At 47.7% G+C, this 3,081-nt stretch carries 4 protein-coding genes; 1 reads left to right on the top strand and 3 read right to left on the bottom strand.

What is annotated here, in order from left to right:
• The first annotated feature begins 82 nt into the window (after nt 1-82).
• Nucleotides 83-1,513, top strand: a complete 1,431-nt coding sequence (locus tag I2E69_RS15135; protein WP_195462057.1) for a relaxase/mobilization nuclease domain-containing protein — start codon at nt 83-85, stop codon at nt 1,511-1,513.
• A 6-nt stretch (nt 1,514-1,519) separates the two neighbouring features.
• Here the strand turns inward: I2E69_RS15135 and I2E69_RS15130 are convergent, their stop codons facing one another.
• Genes I2E69_RS15130 through I2E69_RS15120 form a run of 3 tightly spaced genes read right to left on the bottom strand, consistent with a single transcriptional unit; the run spans nt 1,520 to nt 2,528 of the window.
• Entirely contained in the window at nt 1,520-2,002 is a 483-nt protein-coding gene (locus I2E69_RS15130) for a DUF6650 family protein (RefSeq protein WP_195462056.1), read from the bottom strand.
• Nucleotides 2,003-2,062: 60 nt separating this feature from the next.
• Nucleotides 2,063-2,287, bottom strand: a complete 225-nt coding sequence (locus I2E69_RS15125) for a helix-turn-helix domain-containing protein (RefSeq protein ID WP_195462055.1) — start codon at nt 2,285-2,287, stop codon at nt 2,063-2,065.
• Between the two features lie 10 nt (nt 2,288-2,297).
• Nucleotides 2,298-2,528: a helix-turn-helix domain-containing protein gene (locus I2E69_RS15120; RefSeq protein ID WP_195462054.1), complete on the bottom strand. Its 231-nt coding sequence runs from the start codon at nt 2,526-2,528 to the stop codon at nt 2,298-2,300.
• Nucleotides 2,529-3,081: the final 553 nt, after the last annotated feature.

Below are 3,081 nucleotides of genomic sequence, written 5' to 3'. Positions count from 1 at the left end.
GAGCCGCAACGCGGGAAGCAGAACTGATCCGGATCATCCGGTTTTACAATCGGATGATTGCCAAACTGAAAAGAGAGTAGTAATGATAGGAAAAATCGTAACGGGCAAATCGTTCGGCGGAGCCGTCGAGTATGTCCTCAGGAAAGAGAAAGCCCGCCTGCTGGAGAGCGACGGGGTAGATACCGAAAGCATCCGGACGATAATCGACGACTTCAACTTCCAGCGCAAGGCCCGCCGGGAGATCGCAAAGGTCGTGGGGCATATCTCGCTGTCGTTCCACCGGGACGATGCGCCGACGCTGACCGACGATCGGATGCGGGAATTGGCGGCGGCCTACATGGAGTGTATGGGCATTGCCGATACGCAGTATATCGTCGCCCGGCACAACGACACGGAACATCCCCACCTGCATATTATCTACAACCGGGTGAAATATGACCGGACGCTTGTGGCGGATAAGAACGAACGCCGCCGGAACGTCAAAGTCTGCAAACAGCTTAAACGCCGATACGGGCTGACATTCTCCAACGGCAAGTGGGACATAAAGACTGAACGGCTCCACGGAGCGGACAAGGTGCGGCAGGAGGTGTTCGACGCCATAACCCGCATCCTGCCCAAATGCGACCGGATCGCCGACCTGTCGGCCAAACTGAAACGGCAGGGGATCGGCGTGCAGTTCGTCCACCGGGGCAACGACCCGAAGAAAGCGGTTCAGGGCGTAACCTTCACCAAAGACGGACTGACATTCAAAGGCTCACAGGTAGACCGCAAATTCAGCTATGCCGGATTGTCGGAGACGATCCGCGAACGGGTCGAGGCGTTAGCACGGGAAACGGCCGACGAGGAGATTAAATACATGCAGGAAAGACGGCGGGAGCAGGAACGCGACACAACGCCGGGGCCGCGGAAAGTCGAAAGACCGCAACCGCCGCAGATCAAACGGGAAGAAACGCCCCGCCTGCAACAGTCGCGGCAGATGCAACCGGCTTCAGCCGAACCGAGACCCTCCGCACCACGGCAGGTCGAAATCGGCGGTACGCGATTTACGCAGGAGCAATGGCGGCAGTTGCAGGAGACCCGGACGCTGCGGATAATCGTTCGCCGCAGCGATGCAAATATGCTGCGCGAATACTGGTTCGACAATGCAGGAGGGTTGCAATACACCCTTATCGCCCTGCGCCGCAGGGATGAAGCCTTTACCCGTGAATTGGTTACGGCGATAAAAGGCTGTCGGCTGACGGTGCAGGAACAGAAACAGTTGTATTCCGAGCAGGGGTTGATTAAGGCGTTCCGCAAGCAGGACGGAACGGTTTACCGATCCCGGTTCGGAGTGGAATCAAAGCCCGGACAGAAAGATATGCTGACCGAGTGCGTATTATCCGTGCAACAGCCGCAAGAGGTAAAGCCTGATGTAAAGCCGCAGGTGAAGCCGGAACAGCAACAGAAACCGAGGCCGCAGGTGAAACAGCCTGAAAACATTCAACTACATAGGAAAAAAGGACGAGGAATATAAACAGCACTATTCTGGAGCGGATTCTTCCGGTAATATAGATGCTAAATCACTCTCAATATCAATTCCATATGCGACAGCAATTTGTGCAATCATTATTCCAAATACACCCCGCAGTTCGCCCAATGCAGAATCGAATATTAAACTGGGGTAATATCCTCCATGCGGCCTATGTATTCCTGTTTTTTTATCTGAAAACTTATCTAAAAATTTCCTGCAAGCAATTCGCATTGCTTTTAAGTAAGTGTAGAATTCACTGTCTTCATTGATATCTTGCAGTTCAGATGTTAAAAAATGACGAATATCAATAATCGAATGGAAACAATGATCTCTGCATTCCAATTCATAAGGATTATATAGCACTCGTCTATCCTCTAAAAAACGAATAACCTTATGTGCTTTGATTCTATCACTCTCTGGCGGAGTCCAAGATATACCAAATATTGGACAACTGACTCCTGTTAAATGATTAATTATGTTCTTAAATTTCATATGGTTATGGTAAATTGAGCAAGAATCGTATTTTGTTGCAGTTGAAAATGCCCCCTATTGCTATTCTATTGCGTCAAAGAAATCCTCAAAAGAAATATCATAGAATTTGCATAATGCCGATAAGGTACTAACTGTAATATTAGAGTTGCCAGATTCGATGCGCCCCAAATGTATACCTGAAAGTCGATAAGCCTCGGCTTGAGTAATACCTTTTGACTCTCGTAAGCTTTTCAATTTCAAAGCGACAAGATGCATCAAGGCTTCGTTATGTCTTTGATTTTTCATATTATACAAATTATGGGTTGGGCATCCCTTTGAAAAAATCCCTTAAAGAAATATTATAATAGGCGCATAATTCCGCCAATGTGCTTAACGTTATATTGTACTTCCCTCGCTCAATACGACCCATATGTAGCTCAGTATCAATATATACGATTTGCTGGGATAACCCTCTGTCTTCCCTTAACTGTACTAATTTTTCAGCTATCGCCTTAATTAATACATCGTTACGCCTTTGTCTTTTCATAATACAAAGGAGTCTATTAATGACACAAACATCTGGGATGTATTTGTCATTAAAGCCAATAAAAATTACTATCTTTGTTCTTGAATTATAAAGGCAGAAAACGGGCCATCATTTGAAAAAAGATGAAAAGATGTTATCTTTGTATTTGAATAGTACGGCATAGCCGACGGACATAACATATAAAGGGTAAACAACTCTTTATACTCTTTGCAAACTTGGGAGCCTCTTCGGAGGTTGTTTAATTCGGGTATAATAGTTGTCAGTCCTTGTTATGTCCTGCCCTTTATGGGCAGGGCAGACAAGGGCGCAGGACAGCTTCCGAATTAAGGTTCCCAAGACCTGCGAAGAGGGCTGCAAATGCGCCCCTTTTTTATTTCCATCCGGGGCGCACTCACACAATCTCAACCCTGGTATTATGTCACGGCAAATCAATCGAAAAGAGGCGTTTTTGGCATCCGTCGGCCCTTGGTCGGCGAGCATTGCCGTGTCTGCCGGGGGCTTCACAAGGACGGCGGACATGGCCCTGAAATCTGGTAGTAACACGCAAGTAATC

It is taken from the genome of Alistipes sp. D31t1_170403_E11 (assembly GCF_015553985.1).
Classification (GTDB): domain Bacteria; phylum Bacteroidota; class Bacteroidia; order Bacteroidales; family Rikenellaceae; genus Alistipes; species Alistipes montrealensis.
The sequence above is the reverse complement of the archived record's forward strand: the minus strand, read 5'-3'. Positions and strand labels throughout refer to the sequence as shown.

Bases quoted from the DNA above. Each gene is read 5' to 3' on its own strand.
- I2E69_RS15135 (WP_195462057.1), top strand. From the start codon at position 83: ATGATAGGAAAAATCGTAACGGGCAAATCGTTCGGCGGAGCCGTCGAG.
- I2E69_RS15130 (WP_195462056.1), bottom strand. From the start codon at position 2,002: ATGAAATTTAAGAACATAATTAATCATTTAACAGGAGTCAGTTGTCCA.
- I2E69_RS15125 (WP_195462055.1), bottom strand. From the start codon at position 2,287: ATGAAAAATCAAAGACATAACGAAGCCTTGATGCATCTTGTCGCTTTG.
- I2E69_RS15120 (WP_195462054.1), bottom strand. From the start codon at position 2,528: ATGAAAAGACAAAGGCGTAACGATGTATTAATTAAGGCGATAGCTGAA.